Origin of the sequence: Curtobacterium sp. 9128 (assembly GCF_900086645.1) — a bacterium.
Classification (GTDB): Bacteria; Actinomycetota; Actinomycetes; order Actinomycetales; family Microbacteriaceae; genus Curtobacterium.
Genome location: NZ_LT576451.1, coordinates 2,465,564 through 2,491,861, shown reverse-complemented (window position 1 = coordinate 2,491,861; position 26,298 = coordinate 2,465,564). Strand labels below are relative to the sequence as shown.

The following is a 26,298-nucleotide window of genomic DNA, read 5'->3' as shown; positions in this document are numbered from 1 at the left end:
GCCACGATGAGCGGGAGAGCAGCGGCCGGAATCCGGGAGCACGCATGGCCGACGACGGCGACGACACCAGGGACGCCCGAGCGCGCCTGGAACGTGTGGCGTGGGGCGCGGGGTCCCCCGAGGCGGAGGCCGCGAAGGCGCGCATCGCGCTGGCGGACCTCGATCGACGGGCGCAGCGACGCTCGAGCACCGTCCGCCGCGAGCCTGCGGCAGCGGAGGCCATCCACGTACCTGCCGCAGCGCCGGTGCCCGAGCCGACCACGGCGCCGAGACCCGACCCCGTGCCGGACGAGCGGTCGACCGACCAGGGTGAGCCGGGCCTCCAGGCCGAGGGCGACCGATCGACCGAGCCGGACCGCCGGTCCGGTACTGACGACGAGTCCGTGACGCCACCGTCGTCGGTCTGGGCGCGCGTGCGGCGGGTGCTCGGCGAGCGGCGTGCGCGACCGTGGATCGCCGGCGGCGTCGCCGCGGCCGTCGTCGTCGCGTTCGGCACCGGACTCGTCGTCGGGACCGCACGTCCGGACACACCCGCGTCGCCGTCGGTGACCCCGACCGCGGGCACGGTGACCCTCGAGCAGCTCCTCGACGCGCCGCAGACGTACGCGGACCAGCTGCCGGGCTCGTTCGAGGTGCCGGTGAGCCTGCACACGACCCGACTCGTGTTCACGAACCGGTCGCTGAGCGGCGACGACTCGGCGACACCGTGGAACGTCTGGGCGGGCGTCGGCTCCGACCGGTCCACGATCTGCCTGGTGGCGACGGCGGACCGGCTGCAGGCCACGACTGCCTGCTACCCGCGGGAGGACGCGTTGCACGGGTCGGTGTCGCTCTCGGCGTCGTCGCTCAGCGGGACGCTCACGGTCAACCTTTCGGGTGGCGGCGTCCAGGGGCTCGTGACGAACGAGTACTGATCGGGAATGCCCGCGCAACTCCTGCGTTGGAGCGCTCCTAGGACATTCTCGGCAAGGGCCCTCGCCAGGTCCGGTTCATCGTGCAACACTGGATGGATCGCACTCGCCGTGGAGTGACCAACCAACACACCCACAACCCGCGAGCGCGCACTGCCCGACCGACCCGGTCGTGGTGTCGCCGACGTGACATCCCCGTCGCGCGCTCCGCCACGCCTTGAGGAGGTCAGCACCGTGTCCACCAGCACAGCGTCCATCAGCACGACCACGTCCACGGTCTCGACGTCCGTCCTGACCTCGAAGGCCGTCGTCGGCATCGCCGTCCTCGGTCTCGCGACCTTCTTCGCGATCACGACCGAGCTGATGCCCGTCGGGCTGCTCGGTACCATGAGCAAGGACCTCGGCGTCACCGAGTCCACCATGGGCATCGTCATCACCGTCTACGCCACCGCCGTGGCACTGCTCGCGCTTCCCCTGACGTCGCTCACCGCACGGTTGCCGAGGAAGACCGTGCTCGTGTCGACACTCGTCGGGTACACCGTCTCCAACTTGATGATCGCGCTCGCGCCGTCCTTCGCGATCGTCTGCGCCGGCCGGGTCGTCGGTGGCATCGCGCACGCGCTGTTCTTCTCGGTCGCGTCGGCGTACGCCACGCGCATCGTGCCGCCGCGGCTCGCCGGCCGTGCCATCGCGTTCGTCTACTCCGGCAGCTCGCTGGGCTTCGTCATCGGCGTGCCCCTCGCAACCGGGGTCGGGCAGTCGATCGGGTGGCGCCCGGCGGTCGGTGCCGTCGCGGTCTGCGCGGCGATCCTGGCCGTCGTGGCCCTGGCGTTCCTGCCCGGCGTCCGCGGCACGTCCTCGCCGCACATCGGGTCGCCGAAGGCATGGGCACGCAGCGGGCTGCTCGCCGTCGTCGTGGCCGACCTGCTGCTCTTCGCGGGGCACTACATCGTCTACACGTACATCGGGCCGTACGCGATCGACGCCGGGCTCGCCTCGGGCCTCGTGAGCGGGGCGCTGCTCGTCCTCGGCGGCACCGGGGTGATCGGGCTCTGGCTCGCCGGCATGTTCGTCGACAAGGCACCCCGGCAGACGCTCATCGCCGCGGTCGCCACGATGGCAGCCGCCTTCGTCGCACTGCCGTTCGTGCACGGTTCGCTCATCGGCACGATGATCGTCGCGGGTGTCTGGATGGCTGCGAACGGCACGACGGGGACGCTGTTCATGGCGGCTGCGATCCGCACAGGGGGCGTCTCCCCCGACATCGCGGGGGCGCTCGTCAACGGGGCGTCGAACATCGGCATCGCCGGCGGTGCGGCCATCGGCGGGCAGGTGCTCGGGCTCTCGGGCATGCAGACGATGCCCTTCGCCGGAGCCGTCGTGCTGCTCGGGTCCCTCGGGGTCGTCGTCGCTGCCCGTCGGGGCTTCCCGCTGCGGACGACGCACCAGGAGCACCTGTCGACCTCGTCGATCGAGGCGATCACGTCGTCGCTCGGGGTCGTCACCACGTCGATGCCGACGATCAGCCGGGCGATCCAGACGATGACGGGGTCCGTCGCGACGATCACCGGGACGACGCGGACACAGCGCTCGCGCTGACGCGGCGGGCGGCGGGCGGGCGGCGGCGGCGCGCGGGTACACCGGCGTGGTGCGGTTCGCTCTCACACAACGAAAAGCGACCCGCGCCACGAGAAGTCGTGGCGCGGATCGCTTTCGGTTGTGCGGAAGTGCCGCACCATCGGCGGCGACCGCGAGCGGCGCCCGGGGTCAGTCCTGCAGGTGCTCCGAGCGGCGGCGGTTGCGAGCGGCTCGGAAGGTGAGCAGCCCGGCACCGAGGAGCACGAGCACGCCGGCTGCGATCAGCCCCGGGGTGAGGTCAGCGCCCGTGTAGGCGAGGGCACCGGTGGACGACGAGCCACCCGTCGAGGACACCGGCGTCGTGCCGTTGCCACCACCGGACACCGGCGGAGTCGTCGGGGGAACGGTCGGCGTCGGGGTCACCGCTGCCGGGACGACGAACGCGATCGGGTCGCCCGAACCCGTCTCCGGGGTGGTGATCGTCTTCCGCTGACCAGGGTCCTCACCGGTGCCCACGACGACCTCGTACTCCGAGGTGGGGTTGAGCCCCGGCAGCACGAACGAGCCGTCGCGACCAGTCGTCGTGGTCACCGGCTCTCCCGCGTCCGGGTCGGTCGGTGTCGCCACGACCTGGACACCTGCGACGGGGTCGCCGTTCGTGTCGGTCACGGTACCCGGCTGCTCGACGACCTGCGGCGCCGCCGGCTCCGGTGTGGTGAAGGCGAAGTCCGCGTTCGTGACGTCCAGCCCGCCGGTCGTGTCCACCGCCAGGGTCGAGGCTCCCTCGGCGCCCTCAGCCGGGAGCGCGGAGCGCACCGTGTAGGCGCCGGGGACGGTCGTGAACTCGTACCCGCCACCTGCACCGGTCGTCGTGGACGCCAGCACGTTGCCGTCGGCGTCGAGCAGGTCGACGACCACCCCCGCAGGAACCGCGATCGTGTCGAGTGTGACGGTGCCGGAGATCGTCGCGACGGCAGTCGGCGGAGCGGCGATGGGGTCCAGCTGCTCCGGCGGCACGCCGGCTTCCCCGGTCCTGATCGGCACCGGGTCGGCACCGCCCACCGACACGGCCAGATCGGACTCCGGGGGCAGGCCGGAGCCCGTGTAGACGCCCTCGCTGTTGGTCTCCGTGGTCACGAGGGTGGAGCCGTCCGCCGGGTCGATGATGACGACCGGCACGTTCGCCGCAGGGGTCGTGCCGTCCTCGCCGGTGACGGTCCCGATGACGGATGCGGTGCCGTTCGGAGCCGTGAACGCGCGATCTGCCCTGCCGTCGGTCCCGACGAGACTCACGGTGCTGCTCTGATCGAGGGGTTCGGCGCCGCTCGGGGGCGTGACCTCGACCGTGTACCCGCCGATCTGCGGCAGGTCCGGGAACGAGTAGGAGCCGTCGGTGCCCGTCGTGGTGGTGTAGATCGTCCCCCTGGGAGCCGTCACGGTGACGGTCGCGCCCGGGATCGGCGTCGTGTCGAGGGTGGCGACACCGCTCAGCGCCGCCGTCCGCGACGCGAACCACGTCTGGTACACGGGGAAGCCGCTGCGCCACTGGTAGCTGACCGTCAGGCTGAGGAGCGGGACCGTCGGGGTGAACCAGGCGGACGCGCCGGCGGTGTCGTTCGCTGCGGTGTTGCCCGTGAGCGTCCCCGTCGTGTCGTTCCAGGTCGGCTTGTCCTGCCCGGTCGTGCCGTCGGGGTCCGGCGTGCAGGACCACCCACCAGGCGAGGACACCGAGCACGAGTTGTACGAGCCCTGGTACCCGAGCTGCGCCGGCGTGGCGGTCCCACCGCCCGCGACGGTGGCGGAGATCGTCGCCTGGTCGGCGTCGATGTCACCCAGGACGAAGGACCAGCTGCCGACCGGGGTGCTCCCGTCGAAGGTGTAGGTCGTCACGGACGGGCTGCCGGCGTTGTTCGCGTTCGGCCGCTGGTTGATGTAGGTGTGCCCCTTGCTCGACCCGTACAGCTGACCGGGCCCGGTCGCGGCGGACTGCCACGTGGACGCGCCGCTGATGACGGTCGCCTGGGACGCGGTCGACCTGAACGTGGTCTCCGGGAACCCCGGCATCGTCATGGTGCCGTGGTAGTCCTTGCCGGTCCCGCTGACCGTGAAGTCCCCCCAGTGCTGCGCCGGCGCGGCCGAGGCGCTCGTCGCACCCCCGAGGGCCAACCCCGTCGCGAGGACGATCCCGGTCAACCCGGCTGCCACCATCCGCCAACGGCGCATGCGTACTCCCCTGTTCGCGCACCGACCGACCTCAGTGCCCGCTCAGGCTATCCAGCAACCCCCCGTTCGGGCCAGATCGAGATCCGGTCGTGACACCGCACGCGTCACTCCTGCACCACGTCCCCGTGCGTCGAGAGCCCCGAGCGCCCCGAGCGCCGCGACCTGCCCTGCGACGAGCATGGAGCGAGCGTCCTCGATCGGCGCCCAGCGGGCGTCGTCGACCTCGGGCACCTCGACGAAGCGACCCGATCCGCGCGGGAGCTCGAGCCGCACCGTGTTCGAGTGCACGGCGTCCACGGAGAACGACGGGGCGTGCCCGGCGAACACCGTCACACGCTTCCCGGACGCCTGTCGGAACTCGCCGAGGTCGACGAGGTCCTCCGTCGGTGCCCCCACCCCGATCTCCTCCGCGAACTCCCGGAGCGCGGCATCGCGCGGTGACTCGTCGTCGCCGTACTCGCCCTTCGGGATCGACCACGCCCGCTCGCGCCGACGCCAGAACGGGCCGCCCATGTGCGCGATGAACACCTCGAGCACCCCGGACGCATCCGTCCGGTACAGCAGCAGTCCCGCACTCCGCACCATGGTGCGAGGCTACGCTCGCGCCATGCAGCGAAGCACCCGTCCAGGAGACGACCTGCGTCCCGTGCGACTCGACGACGACCGGACCGTGCTGGTCGACGACACCGCGGACGGCACCGATGCGCGCCCGGACGCTCCGACCGTCGTCTGGCACCACGAGACGCCGCACACCGGCGCGCACCTCGAACCGGTCCGCCGCTCGGCATCGGAACGCGGCATCCGGCTGGTCGCCGTCACCCGCCCCGGCTTCGGCGGCGCCGACCCGCTGCCGGGCCGGACGGTCGCCGACGGCGCCCGGGATCTCGCGCAGGTGCTCGACGCGCTCGGCATCGACCGCGTCGCGGTCGTCGGCGGTTCCGGCGGCGGCCCGCACGCCCTCGCCGCAGCCGCGCTGCTCCCGGGCCGCGTCACCGCCGTCGCGACGTTCGCCTCACCAGCCCCCTTCGTCGACGACGCCGCCTGGTGGGACGGCATGGCCGAGGACGGCGGCCTGCGCAGCGCGCAGGCCGGACGGGAGGCTCGGCTCGCCTGGGCGGAGACGGCCGGGTTCGACCCCGCGCAGTTCACCGACGCCGACTGGACGGCCCTGGACGGGGAGTGGGCCGCGCTGGGTCAGGACGCACAGGCGGCGGGCCCCACGAGCCTCCAGGGCGGTGCCGACGACGACGTGGCGTTCGTGACGGACTGGGGCTTCGCCCTCGCCGACGTGCGGGTGCCGGCGCTCGTCGAACAGGGCGTCGACGACCGGGTCATCCCGGTCGCGCACGGACGGATGCTCGCGGCCGGCCTGCCGGACGCGACCCTGCACGAACGGTCGGGCCTCGGGCACGTGTCCGTCCTCACGGCACTCCCGCAGGCGATGGACTGGTTGCTCCGCGCCGGCCGGGAGTAGTTTCAGCGCCAGGAGCGCCGACCGACGCCCCGCGCTGGCCCCGATGAGGAGGTCGATCGGGATGGACGAGCAGTGGACGAGCGTCACGCTCGCGGCGGACGCGGCGCATCCGCACGACGAGGCCGTCAGGTGGATCGCGGCGCGAGCAGGGACCGGGATCCGGCAGGTCCGGGTCGTCGGTGTCGATCCGGCACTCGAGGGCCGCGTCGGTACGGACGGCAAACGGGTCGCGGAGCACGTCGCGGACGAGACCAGGAGCGCGCTGCCCGGCGTCGATGTCGAGGTCGTCCGGCACGCCGGACCGGCCGCCGCTGCGCTCCTCACCGAGTCGGACACGACGGACCTGCTCGTGATCGGGACGTTCCGGAGCCGACGCGGGTCCACGGTCGGGGGCGAGGCCGCGCGCGTCGCCGGACGCGCGGCGGTGCCGACCGTCGTCGTGCCGGACGGACCGCACCCGATCGACGGGGACGTCGTCCTCGCAGTGGAGGACCCGCTCGACGAACGCGCCGTCGCGATCGCCGTCGACGAGGCCCGCCGCACGAACCGTCGGCTGACCCTGCTCCGAGCGTGGGAGATGCCCGTGCTCACCAGGACCGGCCTGACCGACTTCGCCGAGGACCCCGACCGCTGGCGACTGCAGAACAAGGCGTTGCTCGCGCGGGCGTCGACGGAGATCGCGGGGCGGTACCCGGACGTCCGGCTGCGGTCGCTCCTGGTCGAGGGCCGGCCGGGTCGGGCGATCGCCGCGCACACCCGGCACGCGTCACTCGTCGTGCTCGGGCGGGGGCACGTCCGGGTGCTGTCGGGGTCGGTGCTGCGCGACGTGCTGCATGGGACGGTGTCACCGGTGTGCGTCGTCCCGCCGTCGGCGCACGAGGCCGCGGCGGCGACCGCCGCGGCGGCCGAGGCGATCGGCTGACCGCTCAGCCGAGCAGGTCGCGGATCGCAGCCTCCGCTCGACGCGCCAGGTACGCGACGCCCGCCGTGTTCGGGTGCAGCGCGCCCGGCTCCAGGTCGATCCGCCGGAGCCCGTTGGTGGAGTCGAGCGTGACCCCGGAGACGTACGGCCGCTTCGTGGCGCAGGCCGAGCGCGCCTGCGTCGACGCGAACACGTCGACGTAGCGGACGCCCGCCGCGGCAGCGGCCGACCGGGCGACGTCGTTCAGTTCCTCTTGGACGCCGTGCAGGTAGCGGACGTCGGTGTTCGTGAACGGGTACGAGTTCGTCGGGAAGGTCCCGGTGAGCGTCCCGATGTCGAGCGCCGACCGGAAGCACCCCTTCGCCGGAGTGTGGTCGGCGTCGGGGAAGATCGCCGGGTACCCGAGGAACACGATCTCGGCGTTCGGCGCCGCGTTCCTGATCGCCGCGAGGGTGTTCGCGATGCCCAGGGACACCCGCGCCTGGATCTTCGTGCCGAGCTGGTCCACGCCGTCGCGGACCAGGGTGCTCCGGCAGGACGGGGCGTCACGGCCGGAGAAGACCGGGCCCTTCGCCGAGAGCGCCAGGCACGACGCCGCGGTGCCGAAGAGGTCGGCGTCGTTCCCGCCGATGGTCAGCGTCACGAGCCGCGTGTCCGACGACAGCGCCTCGATCTGCGGCGGCACACCCCGGAACTGGTGCCCGCCGAGGATGTCCGCGCTGGTGGCACCACCGCACGTGACGTCGTGCAACGCGAGGCCGAACCGGGCGGCGATCCGGTGCGGGTAGTCCTGGGCGGACTGCCCGCACGCGGTCGTCGGCAGCCCGGTCGGGTCGCCGAGCCCGTAGCCCGCCGAGTACGAGTCACCCAACGCCACGTACTCGCTGCCGACCGGGAGGTTCGCGAGGCGCTCCGGCGGCTCGGCCGACGAGCGGTACGGCTGCGGTACGGGCCAGAGCGGCGCCGCCGACGCGGACGGCGCGGCGATCGATCCGGCTGCGAGCACGACGAACACCGCCAGTGCGGCGACCAGCGTCGAACGGACGGAACGGAGCAGGGCGGGTCCCTCGGGTGTGCGTGGGGTCGGACGGAGGGAACCAGGCTAGCCGGGCGTCCTCAGCGTCGGCCGAGTCGCCGTTCGCCGTTGCTGCCCGTGCGGTGCTCGAGTCCGTAGTGCGAGTACAGCTCCGGCTCGGTCGCCGCGTCGAGCTCACCGTCGGTGGGGATCGACGGCGCGTCCTTGATGAGCTTCTTCGCGAACGTGACGTGCAGGTGCTTCGGGGTGACGGTCGCGCCGGTGAGCGGGACGAAGACGAGCTTCTGGAAGCCGACGAGGCCGGTCTGCACGGCGCCGAACGCGGGTTCCGAGGTCGCGGTGTCGTAGTAGATGCTCTCGAGCGTCCCGACGCGGTCGTCGCCCTCGTCGACGACCGGCAGGCCGATCCAGTCCCGGATGTTGGCCGCTTCGAACACGGTGCTCCCTCCGCGGTGGCCGGTCGTTCCGGCACCGCTCCTCGACGCTACCGGTCGGCACCTGCGTCCGCCCGGCCCGGGACGCCGAGCCCGGGGACGCTGACACCGCCGACGCCCAGCCCGTCGACCGCTGCGAGCACGTCGGCCGCGTGCACGGCGAGGATCGCCGGATCGGGTTCCTCGGAGAAGACGTCGCCGCGACGGAGGGACGCGTCCGTCAGCACGACGTGCGGTCCGGATGCCGGCGGCCCCCAGCTCTCGGGCGGTGCCGGTCCGAAGAGCACGACCGAGGGGATGCCGTACGCCGATGCGAGGTGGGCCGCCCCGGTGTCCACCGTGACGACGACGCGTGCCGCAGCGACCACCGCGGCGAACGCACGGAGGTCGAGGACGCCGGCCAGCACCGCCCCCGGCGGCAGACCGGCCCCCTCCGCGACCGCGGTGGCGCGCTCGACGTCAGCCGGGCCTCCCGTCAGGACGACGTCGTGTCCGCGCTCGCGCAGTCCGCGCACCACCTCGGCGAAGCGGTCGACCGGCCAGTGCCGGGCGCCGTGGAACGCACCGACGTGCACCACGGCTGCCCCGTCGACGACGGGGGGATCGTCCGGGCGGTCGATCGCGACGTCGTCGGCGTCCGCGTCGATGTCGTACGCGCGGAGGAGTGCGGTCCACCGCTCGCGTTCGTTGACGATGCCGGTGTCCCACGTCGGTCCGCCGGCGCCGTGGTGGAGGACCCGGCGCGCGCCGAGCGCGGCGACGAGGTCCTCGGACTCCGGACCGGCGCCGTGGAGGTTGACGGCCACGTCGGTCACGCCGGAGGGCACCCCGATCGGGTGGTCGAACCCCTGCTGTCCGAGGTGCACGTCGACGGACGGGATCAGCTCGACGAGCGGCGCGAGCCACGCCGTCGTCGCGAGGCTGATCCGGTGGTCGGGGAACGCGCGGCGCAGAGCGTGGAGGGCCGGGACGGCGACGAGGAGGTCGCCGAGCTTGATGGCGCGGAGCACGACGAGTTCCGGTCGGCCGTCGGACGGGGGCAGGCGATCGAGAGCGGTCACGAGCGGGACGGTAGCCGGACGTGGCCGACGGGCTCCCCAGGACGCGCTCTGCGGCCTTCCTGCCCGAGCACCCGGCACCCGGTGCGTAGAACTCAGGGCATGGCCCTCTCCGCGGACCGCCCCGTCGGCGGGATCCTGTTCGACCGGGACGACACCCTCGTCATCGACGTGCCCTACAACGCCGACCCGCACCGCGTCGTCCCCGTCCCGGGCGCGCGACTCGCCGTGCAGCGCGCCCGAGCAGCAGGTCTCCCCGTCGGCGTCGTGACGAACCAGTCCGTGATCGCCAGGGGCGGGGCGACCCGCGCCGAGGTCGACGCCACGAACGCCCGCGTCGACGAGCTCGTCGGGCCCTTCGCGGTGTGGTGCGTCTGCCCGCACGGCCCCGACGACGACTGCGCCTGTCGGAAGCCCCGCCCGGGGCTGGTCCTGCGGGCGTCCGAGGCCCTCGGGGTCCCCGCCGAGGAGCTGGTCGTCATCGGTGACATCGGCGCGGACGTCGGCGCCGCTGCCGCCGCCGGTGCACAGTCGATCCTCGTGCCGACGCGCTCGACCCGCGCGGAGGAGATCGCCGCGGCACCGACCGTGGCCGTCGACCTCGCGGAGGCGGTGGCGCTCGTGCTCGCGCACGCGGTGGGGCGCCCGTGACAAGCGCGGGTGGTGGGGCGCCCGTGACGAGCGCGGGTGGTGGGGCGCCCGTGACCCGCGTCCTCGTGGCGCGGCTGGACTCGTTCGGTGACGTGCTCGTCGCAGGACCCGCCGTCCGTGCCGTCGCCGCCGGGGCGTCGCACGTCACGATGCTCTGCGGGCCCCAGGGTGCACCGGCCGCCGAGCTGCTGCCGGGGATCGACGCCATCAGGGTCTGGGCGGCACCGTGGGTCACCGAGACCCCAGGTGCCCTCGACGACGACGCACTCGCGTCCTTCCGCCGGCTCGTCGACGAGGCCGACGTCGACGAAGCCGTCGTGCTCACCTCGTTCCACCAGTCGCCGCTCCCCCTCGCCGTCCTGCTCCGACTGGCCGGCGTCGCCAGGATCACCGGCGCGTCGGTCGACCACCCCGGCACCCTGCTCGACGTGCGACTGCGGCCGGGAGAGGACCTGCCAGAGGACCTCCCCGAGCCGGAGCGCGCCCTGCGGATCGCGGCGGCTGCCGGGTTCCGGCTGCCGCCGGACGACGACGGGAGGCTCGCGGTGCGTCGCGACGCCGTCGCACCTCCGGACGTGCTCGGCCTGGGCCGTTACGTCGTCGTCCACCCGGGAGCGAGCGTCCCAGCGCGTTCCTGGCCCGTCGGTCACCACCGCGCGCTCGTCGCCGCGTACGCGGCACGCGGGACCCCGGTGGTCGTGACCGGGTCGCCGAGTGAACGGGCGCTCACCGCGGAGGTCGCCGCCGGCGGGACGGGGTACGACTCCCCCGTCCTGGACCTCGGCGGACGGACGAGCCCCGGCGAGCTCGCCGCGGTGCTGGCCGGGGCGGAGGTCGTGGTCGTGGGCAACACCGGGCCGGCGCACCTGGCCGCTGCGGTGGGGGTACCGATCGTCAGCCTGTTCTCGCCGGTGGTGCCAGCGGTGAAGTGGGCGCCAGCCGGGCCGCACGTCGAGGTGCTCGGGGATCAGACGGCGGCGTGCCGGCTGAGCCGTGCGCGGGAGTGTCCGGTGCCGGGACACCCGTGCCTGACCTCGGTGACGGTCTCGGACGTGCTGGCGGCGCACGACCGGCTGCTCGCTGCGCTGGGCTGACGGGGGCTGCGGGCGCTTCGCTGCGCTCCGTGGATGATCCGGGGGCAGTCTGCGAAGCACGCCATCTGCCGCTGCGTAGCGTCCTGCTCCTGCTCCACCCCTCGCCACCCGACCGCATCGAAGGGACCGCATGCGCATCCTCCTCTGGCACGTGCACGGCGGCTGGATGGACGCCTTCGTCCGTGGCCGACACCAGTACCTCGTGCCGACGACCGACGCCCGCGACGCCTGGGGGCTCGGGACCGGTGGCCGCGACTGGCCGAACGTGACCGAGATCGACCCCGCCGCGCTCCGCGAGACCGACATCGACGTCGTCGTGCTGCAGCGGACCGAGGAGGCGGCCGCCGTCGCCGAGCTCCTGCCCGGGCGCGACCTGCCGACGGTCTTCGTCGAACACAACGCCCCGAGGGTGGACGTGCCGAACTCGCTGCACCCGTTCCGGGACCGCGACGACCTGACCATCGCCCACGTCACGCACTGGAACGCCCTGATGTGGGACTGCGGCAGCACCAGGACGACCGTCGTCGAGCACGGCGTCGTCGATCCGGGTCCGCTGTGGACCGGCCGTCTGGAACGGTTCGGCGCCGTCATCAACGAGCCGGTCCGACGCGGCCGCGTCGTCGGGACCGACCTGCTCGAGACGTTCGGGACGGTCGCGCCGGTCGACGTCTGGGGCATGGGCACCGAACGGCTCGCGGACCCGGGTGCCGTCGTCTCCGGGCTCGGTGACGTCCCACCGGAGCCGATGCACGTCGCGCTGGCGGAGCGCCGGGCGTACCTGCACCCGAACCGGTGGACGTCGCTCGGGCTCTCACTGATCGAGGCGATGCACATGGCCATGCCCGTGCTGGTGCTCGCGACGACCGACGCCGCGCGCACGGTCCCGCCGGAGGCCGGCGCGATCTCCACCGACGTGACGGAGCTGACGCGCGCCGCCCGGCTGCTCGTCGACGACCCGGACGAGGCACGGCGGAGGGGGCTCGTCGCCCGTGAAGCCGCGCTCGCACGCCACTCGCTCACCAGGTACCTGCGGGACTGGGACGACCTGCTCGACGACACCGTCACGCGCCACCGCCGTACTCGTCCCACACCGGCTGGTCTCGCCGGTCACGCCGTCGGAGGGAACGCTCGATGAGGATCGCCATGGTCTCCGAACACGCCAGCCCGCTCGCGGTGCTCGGCGGCGTCGATGCCGGCGGGCAGAACGTGCACGTCGCCGCCCTGTCCGGCGCGCTCGCCGACCGCGGCCACGAGGTCACGGTCTACACCAGGCGGGACGACCCGACACTGCCCCAGCGGGTCGTGCTGCGCCCGGGTGTCGAGGTCGTGCACGTCGACGCCGGACCGCCCGAGCACGTGCCGAAGGACGACCTGTTCCCCTGCATGGCGGTGTTCGCCCAGGTGCTCGCCGCCGAGTGGTTCATCGGCCGGCCGGACGTCGTGCACGGGCACTTCTGGATGTCCGGGCACGCCGCGCTCGAGGCCGTCACCCAGGTCCAGGCCCGCACGGGCGGCGTCCGGATCCCGATCGTGCAGACGTTCCACGCCCTCGGGGTCGTCAAGCGTCGGCACCAGGGCGCCGCGGACACCAGCCCGGCGGAACGGGACTGGATCGAGCCCTCCGTCGGACGCGGCGTCGACCAGGTCGTCGCGACCTGTTCCGACGAGGCGTTCGAGCTCAAGGCGCTCGGCGTCCCCCTCCGCGCGATCTCGGTCGTGCCGTGCGGGGTCGACGTCGACCGGTTCCGACCGACGGGTGTGGTCGAGGAACGGGGACGGACATCCAGGATCCTGACCGCGTCCCGGCTCGTCCGACGGAAGGGCGTCGGGACGACGATCGCCGCGCTGGCCCGGCTCGTCGCAGACGGGCGGGACGTCGAACTCGTCGTCGTCGGCGGAGCCGGCACGGCCGGTGCCGACCTGCCGGACGACCCCGAGTACCAGCGGCTCGACACGCTCGCACGGCAGCTCGGCGTCCGTGACCACGTGCACTTCCGGGGCCAGCTCGGGCAGGACGAGATGCCGTCCGTGTACCGGAGCGCCGACGTCGTCGTGTGCGCGCCGTGGTACGAGCCGTTCGGCATCGTGCCGCTCGAGGCGATGGCGTGCGGCCGACCGGTCGTCGCGTCGCGCGTCGGGGGTCTCATCGACACGGTCGTCGAGGAGTCCACGGGCATGCACGTCCCGCCCCGGGACGAGGACGCCGTCGCCGCAGCGGTCGCCGAGCTGCTCGACGACCCCGGGAAGGCCGACGCGTACGGCGCAGCCGGCCGTGCACGCGTCGAGAACCGGTACTCGTGGACGCGCGTCGCGGCGGACACCGAGCGCGTCTACGAACGGCTGATCGGCCGCACGGTCAGCACCCCCGAGCACACCACGCGTCCGGCCCGAGCCGCCCGCGACACCGAGAGGACGGCACGATGACCATCGATCAGCACGGCATCGAGACGACCGAGCGGACGAGCGGCAGCGCCCGGGCGGTGCTCGACCACGTCGCCGCCTCCGTTCCCGTCATCGCGTCGCTCGTCGAGCACGGCGACCACATCGCGGCCTGGGCGGACGACGTCGCCGCCCGGCTCGTGTCCGGCCGCCGGCTCCTCGCGGCGGGCAACGGCGGATCGGCAGCGGAGGCGCAGCACCTGACGTCGGAGCTCACGGGTCGGTTCGACGGCGACCGCCCCGCGTACTCGGCGATCTCCCTGCACGCGGAGACCTCGGCGGTCACGGCCATCGGGAACGACTACGGGTTCGACGAGGTCTTCGCTCGTCAGGTCCGTGCACATGCCAGGGCGGGCGACGTCGTCGTGCTGCTGAGCACCAGCGGGAGGAGCCCGAACCTCCTGACCGCCGCAGCAGCCGCCAGGGCCGTCGGTGCCCGGTCGCTCGCCCTGACCGGTCCGCGGCCGAACCCGCTCGCAGACGCCGTCGACGACGCGATCTGCATCGACGGTCCGTCCGCCAACGTCCAGGAGGCGCAGCTGGTGCTGGTGCACGCGCTCTGCACCGCGATGGAACCGGTGCTCCGCCGCGGGAGCCGAGCATGACGGGCACCGTCCCCGGCGCAGCACCCCTCCGGATCGTGGTCGTCGGGGACACCCTGCTCGACGTGGACGTGTCCGGCACGAGCGACCGCCTGAGCCCCGACGCACCGGTCCCCGTGGTCGACGTCCACACCGACGACCGACGCGCGGGCGGTGCCGGCCTCGTCGCGACGATGCTCGCGCGGGACGGGCACGACGTCACGCTCGTCACCGTCCTCGGCGACGATGCCCACGCCGCGGAGATCACCGCGCTGCTGCCCGACGTCCGGGTCGTCGCCGGTCCGTCCGGCGCCCCGACGCCCGTGAAGACCCGCGTGCGGGTCGGTGACCACGCCCTCGTGCGCATCGACGAGGGATGCGAGACCCCGTCCGTGCCCGAGGCGACCCGGGCGATGACCGATGCGCTCCTGGACGCCGACGCCGTCGTCGTCGCCGACTACGGTCGCGGTGTCTCGGCCTCCCCCGCCGTCCGGGACGCGATCGCGGCCGCCGCGCGGTCGACGCCGGTCGTGTGGGACCCGCACCCCAAGGGAGCCACGCCGGTCGCGGGCATCACCGTGGCCACGCCGAACGCGGCCGAGGCCCGACGGTTCACCGGACTGGGTGGCACCGGCATGCCCTTCGCCACCGACGCTGCCGAGGCGTTGCTCGGTGCGTGGGACGTGCAGGCCGTCGCCGTGACGCTCGGCGACCGCGGCGCACTCGTCGGTCGCCTGAGCGGCGACCGGCTCGACAGCCGGTTCGTCCCGGCGCCGTCCGTCACCGCCGGGGACCCGTGCGGTGCCGGTGACCGGCTCGCCGCAGGGGTGGCCGTCGCGCTGGCGTCCGGTGCGGACGTCGCAGACGCCGTCGCCGCCGGGGTCGCGGACGCGTCCGCCTACCTCGCCGCCGGTGGGGTGACGTCGCTCCTCGCCGACGTCGGCCGCCCACCGGTGGACGTCCCGGGAACCGACCGCGACGCCGTGCGGGTCGTGCACCGCACCAGGAGCGCCGGCGGCGTCGTCGTCGCGACCGGCGGCTGCTTCGACCTGCTGCACGCCGGACACGCCAGGACCCTCTCCGCAGCACGCGCCCTCGGCGACTGCCTCGTCGTCTGCCTGAACTCCGACGACTCGGTCCGACAGCTCAAGGGGCCGGAGCGGCCGATCATGAACCAGGACGACCGCGTCGAGCTCCTGCTCGCACTCGACTGCGTCGACGCCGTCGTCGTGTTCGACGAGACCACCCCGGACGAGGCGCTCCGACGCTTCCGTCCCGACGTCTGGGCCAAGGGCGGGGACTACACCGCCGACGCCCTCCCCGAGTCCGTCACGCTCGCCGAGTGGGGCGGACGGGTCGTCACCGTCCCGTTCCACCCTGGTCGCTCCACAACCCGTCTCGCCGCGGCGCTCGCGCACGTCGGCTGAGGCCCACCGAAAGGAACCACATGCCCGTCCCCACCACCCCCATCGGCCGCGTCCTCGTCACCGGCGGTGCCTCCGGACTCGGAGCGGCCGTCGTCGACGCCGTCCTCGAAGCAGGCGGCACCCCGATCGTCCTCGACCTCCGCGTCGACGGCGTCGCCGACGGGATCGACGCCGTGGCGGTCGACGTCACCGACACGGCGGCGACCGAGCAGGCGGTCCGGGACGCCGCCGAACGGCACGGGGGGCTCGACGCCGTGGTCACCGCCGCCGGCATCGACAAGCCGGCACCGATCGGCGGGCTCTCCGCAGCGGACTGGGAACGGATCGTCGGCGTGAACCTGCTGGGGACCGCCGCCGTGGTCCGTGCGGCACTCCCCTCGCTCGAGCAGAGCCACGGGCGGGTCGTCACCGTGTCCTCGTCGCTCGCACTGCGCGGCGTGGGCGACGGCACCGCCTACTCCGCGTCGAAGTTCGGCGTCCGCGGGTTCTCGCAGGCGCTCGCCGCAGAAGCAGCAGGCAGCGTCGGCGTGACGAACGTGATCCCGGCTGGCATGCGGACCAACTTCTTCGCGGACCGCACCGAGCAGTACAAGCCGGGGCCGGACGCGCAGCTGATCGAGCCGTCGTACGTCGCCAATGCGATCCTGTTCGCACTCGCCCAGCCCGCCGGGTGCGAGATCCGGGAGCTCTCGATCATGCCGGCCACGGAGCCGAGCTGGCCCTGACACCCGGGCCGCAGGCCGTCAGCGTGTCCTGAGCAGGTCCTCCACCTCGGTGAGGACCTGCTCGGGCGTGACCTCGTCGACGTAGGACGGGTCGTGCTCGCACCGATCGGCGGTCCAGCCCACCTGGGTCACGTCGACCCCGCAGACCGGGCACCGGGTGACGAACGCCATGAGCACCCGGTGTCGGCCGCGGTCCATCGGCCCGGCGTTGATGACGTTACCGAACCAGAACACGCCCACCGTCCGCGTGCCGACCGCCACGGCGAGGTGCCGGGGCCCGGAGTCGTCGCCCACCATGACGTCGGCAGCAGCCAGCACCGCAGGCAGTTCCCGGAGCGGCAACGTGCCGACGAGGTCGTGCAGCCGGGATGCACGGTCCGTGCCCACCGCCGCGACGATCGCATCGGCCGCTGCACGGTCGGAGTGGTCACCGACGAGGACCACGTCGTCGCCGGCGTCGATCCGCGCCGAGGCGACGGTGGCGAACCGGTCGGGGCTCCAGCGGCGCCGCGGGTCCGTCGCGCCGGGGTGCATCGCCACGAGCGTCCCGGCCACCCCGAGCCGCGACCTGACCGCCTGCCGCTCGTCCTCCGACACCGTCAGGCGCGGATCGAGTGTGACCGGTTCGGCCCCGGCGAGTGCGACCACCTCGAGCCCCCTGAGCACCTCGTGCTGGTAGTACACGTACCGGACCCAGCGCTCGAGGACCTCCGCGTCCTCGGTGGCGGTGCCGACGGTGTGCCGTGCCCCGAGCCGGAGCAGGAACGGGTTCGAGTTGCGGCCGCCACCGTGCAGCTGCACGGCGAGGTCGAACCGGCCGCGGAGCCGGTGGTCGAAGTCCTCGAGGGACGGCGCGTCCATGCCACTGTCGCGCACGCCCGGCGAGACGGGGAGCTCCTCGAACGCGTGCACCGATCCGGTCCGGCCGACGAGCAGCTCCGCAGCGGCCGGCGTGCCGAGGAGCGTCACCCGCGCATCGGGGTAGGCGGCGGCCAGCGCGTCGATCGCGGGCATCGCGAACATCAGGTCACCGAGTCCCCCGCCGCGGAGCACCGCGATCTGCCGGACCCCACCGAACCGTCGTCCGCCGTCACCGATGCGCACCGAGTGCCTCCCTGTCGTCGATGCCCCTGTCTACCGACGGCACTCCGAGAGCACGTCCGGTCAGCCGCGGAACGCGTTGCCGTGACCGCGCCCAGCAACGGGAGCGGACCGTCGGAGACCCGCACCGTCCGCGTCCCTGGAAGGACCCGCATGACGCTCGAAGCCCCCACCACGACCGACCGGATCGTCGTCCTCGACCCCGTCACCGGATCGGTCGCGTCGACGACCACCGCGGCGAGCCCCGACGAGGTCCGGGACGCGGTCGCCAGGGCAGGCGCGGCGTTCCCGGCCTGGTCGAGGACCGCCCCTGCCGACCGCGGTGCGCTGCTCCGCGATGCCGCCGAGCACCTCCGCGCGCACGCCGTCGAGCTCGCCGGACTCAACACCCGCGAGACGGGCAAGGTCCCCGGCGATGCGCTCGGCGGCGTGGAGGCCGGCATCGGCACCCTGCTCCAGTACGCAGAGCTCGGTCCGCTGCACCGCGGCGAGTCCCTGCGGGGACAGCACGGCGCCGCGGACTGGACCGTGCCGCATCCCCGCGGCGTCGTCCTCGCCCTCACCCCGTGGAACGACCCCGTCGCCGTCGCGCTCGGCATCGTCGGCGCCGCGGTCGTCACCGGCAACACCGTCGTGCACAAGGGCAGCGAGCGGTGCCCGGCCACGATCCAGCGTCTGAACGCGCTCCTCGCCGAGGTCCTGCCCGACGGTGTCCTCGTCGGGGTCGACGGCGACGCGACGACCGGCGAGGCGCTGCTCGCCGAGGACGGCATCGCGGTCTACGCGCACGTCGGGTCCACCGCGACCGGGGACCGGCTCACCGCGGTCGCCGCCACCACACGCGCCCATGTGATCCGCGAGAACGGCGGCAACGACGCGCTCGTGGTCGACGCCGGCGTCGATCCGACCTGGGCCGCAGCGCAGGCGGCGCTCGGGGCGTTCGCGAACACCGGCCAGATCTGCACCAGCGTCGAGCGCATCTACGTCCACCTGGACGTCGCCGAGGCGTTCGTCGCCGCACTCGTCGCCGAGGCGGACGCCCGCACGGCCGCCCCCGCTTCCGAGTTCGGTCCCCTGGTCGACGAACGGCTCCGCGTGCTCGTCCAGCAGCACGTCGACGACGCGGTTCGTCGTGGTGCGACCGTCAGGACCGGCGGCGTGGTGCCGGACGGTGCCGGCTCCTCGTACCCGGCCACCGTGCTCACCGACGTGCCAGACGACGCGCTCGCCATGACCGATGAGACCTTCGGACCGATCGCGCCGGTGCGCGTCGTCGACAGCTTCGACGAGGGTCTCCGCCTCGCCGCCGCCGACCGGTACGGCCTCGCGGCGACCGTGCTCACGCCCGACACCGGCAACGCCCTGCTCGCTGCCGCGACCCTGCCGGTCGGGACCGTGAAGATCAACGCGGTCTTCGGCGGAGCACCCGGTGGCAGTGCCGAGCCGCGCGGGGCGTCCGGATCCGGGTTCGGCTACGGTCCGCACCTGCTGGACGAGATGACCACGACGACGGTGATCCACCTCGAACCGGCCCCGCGCGTCACCCGCGCCGACGAGCGGCCCGCCGACACCGCCGCAGCCGAGGGGTACGACCGGTGACCGCCGACGTCCGGCTCATCCGCGACGTCGTCGCCAGGATCGACGACCGCGACCCCCTCGTCGTCGTGATCGGCGACCCGATCCTCGACCGCTGGACGATCGGGGAGGCGGAACGCGTCTCGCGCGAGGCGCCGGCACCGGTCGTCCGTGTCACCGAGACGATCGCGGTCCCCGGCGGTGCCGCCAACACCGCGGTGAACGCGCGTGCCCTCGGTGCCCGCGTGGTCTTCGTCGGGCTCATCGGCGACGACGAGGCCGGCTCGGTGCTCCGCGCGCGCCTCGACGTCGCCGGGGTGGACACGACGCACCTCCTCTCCGTCCCCGGCGTGACCACGACCACGAAGACGCGCATCGTCGGCGGGGACCGCGTCGTCGTCCGGGTCGACGAACTCGCCGGTGCGCCGACCACCGCCCACCGCCAGCAGCTCTCCGCCGCGACCGAACGCGCGCTGGACGGTGCCGACGCCGCGATCGTCTGCGACTACGGTCTCGGGGTCTCCCCCGAGACCGTCCTGCCCGTGCTGGACCGCGATCGCCCCGCTGTCGTCGTCGTGGACGCGCACGACCTCCGCGGGTGGCACGACCTGCACCCGGACCTCGTCACGCCGAACGCGGCGGAGACCGCGGCGCTCCTGGGATCCGACCTCGGCCAGGGGGCCGATCGCGCCGGCTCCGTGACCGCCGACCGCGCGGACGTGCTCCGGGTGACCGGAGCGCGCGCAGCTGCCGTCACCCTCGACCGCGACGGATCGGTCCTCCTCGTGGCGGGTGACGCCACTGGGCACCGCACCCGCGCCACGCCGGCGTCCGAGCAGCAGGCGTCCGGGGCCGGGGACACGTTCTGCGCCGCGGCGAGCGTCGCCCTCGCCGCAGGCTGCGACGCCCGGGCGGCGGTGGCGTTCGCGCAGGCCGCGGCGGACGTCGTCGTCCGCGAGGCCGGGACCTCCACGTGTGACACCGCCGCCCTCCTCACGTCGGTCGAGGCGCCGGCGGAGACCGTCGTCGACCACGACGAACTCGCCGCCGCGGTCGGACTCGCCCACGAACAGGGAAAGCGGGTCGTGTTCACGAACGGCTGTTTCGACGTCGTCCACCGCGGCCACACGACCTACCTGCGACAGGCGAAGGAACTCGGTGACCTGCTCGTCGTGGCGCTCAACGACGACGACTCGGTGCGGCGACTGAAGGGCCCGGAGCGGCCGATCAACACCGCAGAGGACCGCGCAGGCGTCCTCGCTGCCCTCGCCTGCGTCGACCTCGTGACCGTCTTCGCGACGGACACTCCGATCCCGCTCCTCGACCGGGTCCGTCCGGACGTCTACGTCAAGGGCGGCGACTACTCGCCGGAGATGCTGCGCGAGACCGAGGTCGTCCGTGCCTACGGCGGCGAGGTCGTGATGGTCGACTACGTCCCGGAGCACTCCACGAGTGCGGTCGTGCGACGGATCCGCGAGACCGCCAGGGGTGAGACCGACTGAACCGACCGCGGAAGTCATACCCGGGTAGGGGGCGGTGGGCCCCGCAGTGGGATGGCAGGGCACCGGCGGCTCCGTAGCGTCGACACCGTCGGCGAGCGTCGCCGACGGACAGGAGCCCGCCGTGTTCGACCAGCTCACCCCGCTCGTGGTGGACCTCGCCGCCAGCCCGCTCGTGTTCGTCGTGCTGTTCGCCCTGTGCCTGGTCGACGGGTTCTTCCCCCCGGTCCCCAGCGAGGCCGCCCTCGTCGCGATCGCCGCCGTCGCGGCCACGACCGGCAGCCCGCTGCTCGCCGGGGTCCTCGTCGCGGCGGCGCTGGGCGCCGTCGCGGGCGACTCGATCGCCTACTGGATCGGCAGGCGCGTCGGTCTCGCGCGGCTCGCGGACGCACGTCGGCCGAAGGTCGCCGCGGCGTTCGCCTTCGCACAGCGCCAGATGCAGCGGCGCTCCGCCAGCCTGATCCTGGTCGGACGCTACATCCCGGTCGGTCGGGTGGCCGTCAACACGACCGCCGGGGCCACGCGGCTGCCCTACCGGCGGTTCCTCGCGATCAGCACGATCGCCGGCTTCGCCTGGTCGACGACCTCCATCGGCATCGCCCTCGCGACGTCGAGCGTGCTGCACGAACCGCTCGTCGCAGCCGGCGTGTCGATGGCGATCGCCGTGCTGCTCGGTGTCGTCGTCGACCGCGTGATCGGTAGGCTCGGCCGCAGACGCGCGACCCGCGCGACCGCCCACGGCACCACCGGAGAGACCGTCCGCCCGTGACCCCAGCACCCCGATCCACCTGGCAGGTGCTCGCGATGCGCATCGGCCTGGTGGTCGTCGCCGGCTCGCTGTTCGCCGTCGCCGCGCCCGTCACCTCCGTCGTCTACGGCGTCGCCGTCCCGCTGTCGTTGCTCGTGTCCGCGGTCCTCAGCATCACGATCGGCATCGCACCGTGGGCGCCGCGCACTGCCGCCGTCGCGCACCTGGCCGGACTCGGAGCGCTCGGGTTGCTCACCGCGGCGTCGCCAGCCGGCCCGTGGCCCGTTCCCGTCACGGGCATCATCGGCCTGAGCGTGCTGCTCGTCGTCCTGGGCGTGCGCACCACCTGGCGCCTCACCGCGGTCGTCTGGGCCGCGGCGACCGTCGTCCCGCTCGTCCTCGTCGCCGTCTCCCCCGGCCGGTGGGACCAGGCCGACGTCTGGACCGCGAGCTTCGTCGTGTCCGCCGGCGACACGCTCATCCTCTCGGCGGCCGCGGTCGTGATCGGGCAGCGGCGGTCGATCCGTGCCGAGCTCGACGCAGCACGCCGCGACGCCGACACCGAACAGGCCCGCCGTCGTGCGGTCGAGGAGCGCGCACGCATCGCCCGCGAGCTGCACGACGTCGTCGCGCACAGCATGTCCGTCGTGCACATGCAGGCCGAGTCCGCCCCGTACCGGGTCGCCGACCTGCCGGACGGCGCACGAGCCGAGTTCGCGGCCATCGCAGAGACGTCGCGCACGGCACTCCGCGAGATGCGTCAGCTGCTCGGCACGCTCCGCGGCGACGAGGATGCAGAGCGCGCGCCGCAGCCGCGGCTCGTCGACCTGCCGACACTCGTCACCGCGACGCGTGCGGCGGGCATCCCGGTGACGCTCGACATCGGCGACGGCGGCGGGGTCGACCGGCTCACCGAGCTGACCGCGTACCGGGTCGTGCAGGAGGCGCTCGGCAACGTGGCCCGGCACGCCTCCGGCGCGTCCACCGTCGTGACGGTCGGGAGGCACGGCTCGCGTCTCCGGGTCACGGTCACCAACGCCGCTCCCGACGTCCAGGGCGTCCCGTCGGCTCCGCCGGACGACGGCGGCTTCGGCCTCGCCGGCATGCGTGAGCGAGTCACCGCCGTCGGCGGCACGATCGACCACGGTCCCACGACCGACGGCGGGTTCCGGGTCGTCGCGGACCTCCCGCTGCACACCGACGACCCGATGCACACCGACGGGGGGACCCGATGATCCGCGTGATGGTGGTCGACGACCAGCAGATGTTCCGGATGGGACTCCGCGCCATCCTGCAGGCCCAGGACGACGTCGAGGTGGTCGCCGAGGCAGGCGACGGCGCAGAAGCGGTCTCGCTCGGCATCCGGTTGCAGCCGGACGTGGTGCTGATGGACGTCCGCATGCCCGAACTCGACGGCATCGAGGCGACCCGCCGCCTGCTGTCGGCCCCGACCGCCACCCCGGTCCGGGTCCTGATGCTCACGACGTTCGACATCGACGACTACGTCTTCGACGCACTCCGCGCCGGCGCGAGCGGCTTCCTCCTGAAGGACGCCAGCGCCGACGAGCTCGTCGGGGCGGTCCGCACCGTTGCCGCCGGCGACGCCCTGCTCGCACCGCGGGTCACCCGGCACCTCGTCGAGGCCTTCGTCGCCGCTCCCCCGCCGTCGACACCTCGTGAACACGTGCTCGACGTGCTCACGGACCGCGAGCGCGACGTCTTCATGCTCGTCGCCCGCGGCCGGTCGAACACCGAGATCGCCGGCGACCTGTACATCGCCGAGCAGACGGTGAAGACCCACGTGGGCCGGATCCTCGCGAAGCTGCAGCTCCGCGACCGGGTGCACGTGGTGGTCCTGGCGTACGAGTCCGGCCTGGTCGGTCCCGCCTGAGCGGACACCGGCCAGGCCGGACCATGCGCATCGCCGGATCAGCGCACGCGGACCTGCTTCGACGCCTGCTTCCCGGACTGCACGCCCGTGAACGTCACGGTCGAGGACCCCTTCGTCGCCTTCCACGCGACCGTCGCGGTCCCGTCGATGACGTCCACCGTGCCCAGGTCGGTCGACCCTACGGCGACCCGCACCTGGCGGTCACCGGCGAACCGGCTGCCCGTCAGCACGACCCGCTGGTTCGGTCGTGGCGCACCGACGGAGAGGTCGATCCGCGCACCGCGGCTCAGCGCCGCCAGGTCGCCGTTCAACCGGAGCCCGTCGGAGATCGTGAAGAACGTGTCCGTCTGGTCGGTGAGTCCGACGACGTTCGCTGCACCGGGACCGGAGGCCGCGATCCGGACCTGCGTGCCGGTGTGCTGCTGCGACGCACCGGCGCCCGCCGTACCGTAGGAGACCTTCATCGTCGTGCCGTCCGCCGTGACGAGCGCGGTGGACAGCGCGGCCGGCGGGGTGTTGTCGACGATCTGGCTCGAGTGCGCGTGGTCCGCCGTCGCGATGACGAGGGTGTTGCCGTCCTTCTGGGCGAACGCGAGCGCGGCCTGCACCGCCTCGTCGAAGTCGATCGTCTCGCCGATCTGGCCGCACGCGTCGGCGGCGTGGTCCTGCTTGTCGATGCTCGCGCCCTCGACCTGGAGGAAGAAGCCCTTGCCGTTCGACGCGCCTCGGTTCAGCAGCCCGATCGACTTGTTCGTCAGCGACTGCAGCGAGAGGCCGGTGTCGAGGCGAGCCGGGTTCGGCGTGCAGCGCACCGCTGCCTGGTCGGCTCCGCCCACCGTGGCCGTCGTCGGCGCGTACCGGGTCGGGAAGTTGCCCGGCGTGAAGAGGCCGAGCACCGGCTGCTTCTGGTCGGCCTTGCGCACACCGGCGAGCCCCGCGGCGTCGTCGACGACCTGGTAGCCGCGCGCACCTGCCTGGTCGAAGAGCGTCTTCCCCGCGTACTGCCCGGCCTTGGCGGTCTGGGTGAAGCTCGCCGAGCCACCGCCGAGCGTGACGTCGGGGCGGGCGTTCAGCAGCTGCTCGCTGATCGATCCGAGCCCGCCGTTCTGCAGCGCGTCCGACCCGCACGACGCGGTGTCCGGTCCGTAGCAGCTCCGCGCGCCGACGTGGGCGACCTGCACGGCAGGGGTGGCGTCCTGGATCTCCGCCGTCGACACGTTGCCGGTCCGCAGGCCGTTCGCCTTCGCCAGCTCCAGGAGGGTCTGCTGCGGCGCACCGTCGATGTCGACCGAGATCGCGCCGTCGTAGGTCTTGGTGCCGGTCGCCCAGGCGCTGCCGGATGCCGCCGAGTCGGTCACGTAGTCGGGCTTGCCCTTGTCCGCGCCGTGCTTCACGAGCGAGTACGTCGTGTACGACCCCGTCAGCAGGAGCGCGTCGAGCCCGGGCAGACGACCGGCGGCGCCGTACTCGTAGTTGCGCGCCACCGTGATCTCGGAGTCACCCATCCCGTCGCCGATGAGCAGGATGACGTTCTTCGCGTTCGCGTTCTTGATCGCCTGCCGGACGGCCTGCGTCTGGTCGCCTGCTGCCCGTTGCGCGCCGCCGTGCTGGCTGAGCGCAAGCTGGCTGACGGCCTCGGCAGTACCAGGGAGCGCGATCGCGCCGGCGACGACGACGGCGCCGATCGCGAGTGCCGCGCGGCGGCGCTTCGGTGTGTGCTGTTCCATGTCGGTTCCCCTCGTCATGTGCCCCGAACGGGTGCCATCCGAGGATGGCTGTACGGGGGTACAGGCGGGTGAACCGGCGAGGTCTGGTCCGTGAACGGGACGGGACCATGCGCATGGCAGGAGGCCCGGTGCCAGCTGGCACCGGGCCTCCTGTCCGGGAGATCGCTCGGTCTCAGGCCGCGAGGTGCGCCTGCAGGAACCAGCGGTCCTTGGTCAGTCCACGCTCGATCTCGATGACGACGTCCTGGCTGTTCAGGTCGACTTCGTCGAGTCCCTCGACCGCGCGACGGACCTGCGCGAGCGCCGCGTCGATGTCGGCGATGACCTCGGTGATGGTGACGTCGGAGTTCTGGAAGCCCTCGGACAGCGCCGGGATCGTGGTGTTCGCGGCGACGGTCGCGATGCGCGAGTCGACCGGCAGGCCGAGGGCGACGATGCGCTCCGCGGCGAGGTCGGCGTACTCCTGCGCGTGGGCGACGATGTCGTCGAGGAGCTCGTGGACACCGACGAAGTTCCGGCCGCGCACGTGCCAGTGCGCCTGCTTGCCGTTGACGACGAGCGCCTCGAGGTCGATGACGACCGGCGCGAGGAACTGTGCGACACCGGCTGCGAGCTCCGGCGTCGTCGAGAACGGGGACGTGGTGTTCGGGGTGGTCGTGCTCGTGGTCATGTGCTGCTTCCTCCTACCTCGTGGGCACGAACGGAGCTCGCGCTCCGGTCGTGCCGATGGAACAACCATGCTTCGCTTTCTTGAACGGCGCAAGGAAGCACAGGCTGACCTTACCCGCCGTACTCCACCTGGACCTGCTGGCCGGCGTCGGTCAGTTCGAGCTGCACCGCCGCGCGGGCCTGCTCGACCCACGGGCTGTCCGCACAGCCGATCCAGACCGTCGTCCGCGGCTCGCGGTCGGCGACGCACCACTCGGCCGCCCAGCCGATGACGGCCGCGGCGAGGGCCTCCCCGTGGTCGGCGAAGACGAGCGGGGCGACAGCGGACGCGCGGGCGCTCCGGACCAGCCACGTGACGGTCACCCGCGGGGGCGCCGGGAGGATGCGGACCTGCTCGTCGAGGGCGACCTCGACGAAGACCTGGCCGTACGCGTTCTCGGGGAGGTCGAGCAACAGGCGGTGGATCTCGACGAGGTCGTCGGAGCTCCCCGCGATGAGGATGCGCTCGCTGGGCTGTCGACGGGTCCTGGCCATG

25 protein-coding genes are annotated in these 26,298 nt (G+C 73.3%); 16 read left to right on the top strand and 9 right to left on the bottom strand.

Annotated elements, in window-relative coordinates:
• Positions 1-44 precede the first annotated feature (44 nt).
• Both QK288_RS12015 and QK288_RS12010 read left to right on the top strand, forming a co-directional pair.
• A complete protein-coding gene (locus QK288_RS12015; protein ID WP_281264543.1) occupies positions 45-914 on the top strand; it encodes a hypothetical protein in 870 nt (289 codons plus the stop codon).
• Positions 915-1,145: 231 nt separating this feature from the next.
• Positions 1,146-2,510 carry an MFS transporter gene (locus QK288_RS12010; protein WP_281264542.1) on the top strand — a complete coding sequence of 455 codons (1,365 nt, stop codon included), beginning with the start codon at positions 1,146-1,148 and terminating at the stop codon, positions 2,508-2,510.
• A gap of 168 nt (positions 2,511-2,678) precedes the next feature.
• On the opposite strand, the gene QK288_RS12005 is transcribed toward QK288_RS12010, so the two are convergent.
• Both QK288_RS12005 and QK288_RS12000 read right to left on the bottom strand, forming a co-directional pair.
• On the bottom strand, positions 2,679-4,712 hold the full coding sequence (locus QK288_RS12005; protein ID WP_281264541.1) for a carboxypeptidase regulatory-like domain-containing protein: 2,034 nt from the start codon (positions 4,710-4,712) through the stop codon (positions 2,679-2,681).
• 42 nt (positions 4,713-4,754) lie between these two features.
• On the bottom strand, positions 4,755-5,297 hold the full coding sequence (locus QK288_RS12000; protein ID WP_281264540.1) for an NUDIX domain-containing protein: 543 nt from the start codon (positions 5,295-5,297) through the stop codon (positions 4,755-4,757).
• Between the two features lie 22 nt (positions 5,298-5,319).
• Between QK288_RS12000 and QK288_RS11995 the strand changes: the two genes are divergently transcribed.
• On the top strand, positions 5,320-6,186 hold the full coding sequence (locus QK288_RS11995; RefSeq protein WP_281264539.1) for an alpha/beta hydrolase: 867 nt from the start codon (positions 5,320-5,322) through the stop codon (positions 6,184-6,186).
• Between the two features lie 61 nt (positions 6,187-6,247).
• On the top strand, positions 6,248-7,108 hold the full coding sequence (locus tag QK288_RS11990) for a universal stress protein (protein ID WP_281264538.1): 861 nt from the start codon (positions 6,248-6,250) through the stop codon (positions 7,106-7,108).
• Positions 7,109-7,112: 4 nt separating this feature from the next.
• On the opposite strand, the gene QK288_RS11985 is transcribed toward QK288_RS11990, so the two are convergent.
• The 3 genes from QK288_RS11985 to QK288_RS11975 form a co-directional block, all read right to left on the bottom strand.
• A complete protein-coding gene (locus tag QK288_RS11985; RefSeq protein ID WP_281264537.1) occupies positions 7,113-8,114 on the bottom strand; it encodes an SGNH/GDSL hydrolase family protein in 1,002 nt (333 codons plus the stop codon).
• Between the two features lie 110 nt (positions 8,115-8,224).
• Entirely contained in the window at positions 8,225-8,581 is a 357-nt protein-coding gene (locus tag QK288_RS11980) for a PRC-barrel domain-containing protein (protein ID WP_281264536.1), read from the bottom strand.
• A 47-nt stretch (positions 8,582-8,628) separates the two neighbouring features.
• Positions 8,629-9,639: a glycosyltransferase family 9 protein gene (locus tag QK288_RS11975; RefSeq protein WP_281264535.1), complete on the bottom strand. Its 1,011-nt coding sequence runs from the start codon at positions 9,637-9,639 to the stop codon at positions 8,629-8,631.
• A 99-nt stretch (positions 9,640-9,738) separates the two neighbouring features.
• Here QK288_RS11975 and QK288_RS11970 point away from each other — a divergent pair, with 99 nt between their 5' ends.
• The 7 genes from QK288_RS11970 to QK288_RS11940 all read left to right on the top strand — a co-directional run bounded on the left by QK288_RS11970 (position 9,739) and on the right by QK288_RS11940 (position 16,553).
• Complete coding sequence (locus QK288_RS11970) at positions 9,739-10,287, top strand: HAD family hydrolase (protein WP_281264534.1); 549 nt, start codon at positions 9,739-9,741, stop codon at positions 10,285-10,287.
• Positions 10,288-10,337: 50 nt separating this feature from the next.
• A complete protein-coding gene (locus QK288_RS11965; protein ID WP_281264533.1) occupies positions 10,338-11,381 on the top strand; it encodes a glycosyltransferase family 9 protein in 1,044 nt (347 codons plus the stop codon).
• A gap of 130 nt (positions 11,382-11,511) precedes the next feature.
• Positions 11,512-12,516, top strand: a complete 1,005-nt coding sequence (locus QK288_RS11960; RefSeq protein ID WP_281264532.1) for a glycosyltransferase — start codon at positions 11,512-11,514, stop codon at positions 12,514-12,516.
• Positions 12,513-13,805 carry a glycosyltransferase gene (locus tag QK288_RS11955; RefSeq protein ID WP_281264531.1) on the top strand — a complete coding sequence of 431 codons (1,293 nt, stop codon included), beginning with the start codon at positions 12,513-12,515 and terminating at the stop codon, positions 13,803-13,805. The genes QK288_RS11960 and QK288_RS11955 overlap by 4 nt, the downstream gene beginning before the upstream one ends.
• Entirely contained in the window at positions 13,802-14,425 is a 624-nt protein-coding gene (locus QK288_RS11950) for an SIS domain-containing protein (protein WP_281264530.1), read from the top strand. Before QK288_RS11955 ends, QK288_RS11950 begins: the two co-directional genes overlap by 4 nt.
• Positions 14,422-15,828 carry a PfkB family carbohydrate kinase gene (locus tag QK288_RS11945; RefSeq protein ID WP_281264529.1) on the top strand — a complete coding sequence of 469 codons (1,407 nt, stop codon included), beginning with the start codon at positions 14,422-14,424 and terminating at the stop codon, positions 15,826-15,828. Before QK288_RS11950 ends, QK288_RS11945 begins: the two co-directional genes overlap by 4 nt.
• Before the next feature lie 20 nt (positions 15,829-15,848).
• A complete protein-coding gene (locus QK288_RS11940; RefSeq protein ID WP_281264528.1) occupies positions 15,849-16,553 on the top strand; it encodes an SDR family NAD(P)-dependent oxidoreductase in 705 nt (234 codons plus the stop codon).
• A gap of 18 nt (positions 16,554-16,571) precedes the next feature.
• Here QK288_RS11940 and QK288_RS11935 read toward each other — a convergent pair whose 3' ends face one another.
• On the bottom strand, positions 16,572-17,657 hold the full coding sequence (locus tag QK288_RS11935; RefSeq protein WP_281264527.1) for a glycosyltransferase family 9 protein: 1,086 nt from the start codon (positions 17,655-17,657) through the stop codon (positions 16,572-16,574).
• 150 nt (positions 17,658-17,807) lie between these two features.
• Between QK288_RS11935 and QK288_RS11930 the strand changes: the two genes are divergently transcribed.
• The 5 genes from QK288_RS11930 (at position 17,808) to QK288_RS11910 (ending at position 23,367) form a co-directional block, all read left to right on the top strand.
• Positions 17,808-19,253 (top strand): aldehyde dehydrogenase family protein, encoded by a 1,446-nt coding sequence (locus QK288_RS11930; protein WP_281264526.1) that lies wholly within the window; start codon positions 17,808-17,810, stop codon positions 19,251-19,253.
• Positions 19,250-20,731, top strand: coding sequence for a D-glycero-beta-D-manno-heptose 1-phosphate adenylyltransferase (gene rfaE2, locus QK288_RS11925; protein ID WP_281264525.1), 1,482 nt, complete (start codon positions 19,250-19,252; stop codon positions 20,729-20,731). Before QK288_RS11930 ends, rfaE2 begins: the two co-directional genes overlap by 4 nt.
• Before the next feature lie 121 nt (positions 20,732-20,852).
• Positions 20,853-21,497: a VTT domain-containing protein gene (locus tag QK288_RS11920; protein ID WP_281264524.1), complete on the top strand. Its 645-nt coding sequence runs from the start codon at positions 20,853-20,855 to the stop codon at positions 21,495-21,497.
• A complete protein-coding gene (locus tag QK288_RS11915) occupies positions 21,494-22,711 on the top strand; it encodes a histidine kinase (RefSeq protein ID WP_281264523.1) in 1,218 nt (405 codons plus the stop codon). The genes QK288_RS11920 and QK288_RS11915 overlap by 4 nt, the downstream gene beginning before the upstream one ends.
• Entirely contained in the window at positions 22,708-23,367 is a 660-nt protein-coding gene (locus QK288_RS11910) for a response regulator transcription factor (RefSeq protein ID WP_281264522.1), read from the top strand. Before QK288_RS11915 ends, QK288_RS11910 begins: the two co-directional genes overlap by 4 nt.
• 38 nt (positions 23,368-23,405) lie before the next feature.
• Here QK288_RS11910 and phoA read toward each other — a convergent pair whose 3' ends face one another.
• From phoA to QK288_RS11895, 3 genes are all read right to left on the bottom strand, one after another.
• On the bottom strand, positions 23,406-25,094 hold the full coding sequence (phoA, locus tag QK288_RS11905; RefSeq protein WP_281264521.1) for an alkaline phosphatase: 1,689 nt from the start codon (positions 25,092-25,094) through the stop codon (positions 23,406-23,408).
• Positions 25,095-25,266: 172 nt separating this feature from the next.
• The gene (locus tag QK288_RS11900) at positions 25,267-25,764 is read right to left on the bottom strand and encodes a DNA starvation/stationary phase protection protein (protein ID WP_281264520.1); all 498 of its coding nucleotides are present in this window, start codon (positions 25,762-25,764) and stop codon (positions 25,267-25,269) included.
• Positions 25,765-25,874: 110 nt separating this feature from the next.
• Entirely contained in the window at positions 25,875-26,297 is a 423-nt protein-coding gene (locus QK288_RS11895) for an SIP domain-containing protein (protein ID WP_281264519.1), read from the bottom strand.
• Between the last annotated feature and the right edge of the window lies 1 nt (position 26,298).